This window comes from Cognatundibacterium luofuense (assembly GCF_018139685.1).
Classification (GTDB): Bacteria; Pseudomonadota; Gammaproteobacteria; order Burkholderiales; family Burkholderiaceae_D; genus Undibacterium; species Undibacterium luofuense.
The window spans coordinates 1-301 of the sequence record NZ_JAGSPN010000521.1 but is presented as its reverse complement, the minus strand read 5'-3'; the positions used below and the strand labels follow the sequence as shown (position 1 = coordinate 301).

Sequence of the window (301 nt, the reverse complement as noted above, 5' to 3'; positions counted from 1 at the left end):
CAAGTACTGATATTGCTTCAAAACGCTCGATCAACTCCTCCCAGAGTATGCGCAGTTGCAGCTCTGCCAACCGGTTTCCCATACAGCGGTGAACACCAAAACCGAAAGACAGGTGACTGCGGGCGTTTGAACGGTCGATGATCAGATCGTCAGGGCGTTCAAACACATTCTCATCACGGTTGCCAGAGGCATACCACATGATTACCTTGTCCCCCTTGCGTATGAGCTGGCCGTTCAGCACCGTGTCCCTCGTAGCGATACGCCGCATATATGCGAGAGGAGTCTGCCAACGAATGATCTC

Annotated in this window: 1 protein-coding gene; it reads right to left on the bottom strand. The window is 52.8% G+C overall.

Annotated features, from left to right (window positions below):
- The coding region (locus tag KDM89_RS21505) for a cytochrome P450 (protein WP_329604727.1) at positions 1-241 on the bottom strand (241 nt) is incomplete at its 3' end.
- Positions 242-301: the final 60 nt, after the last annotated feature.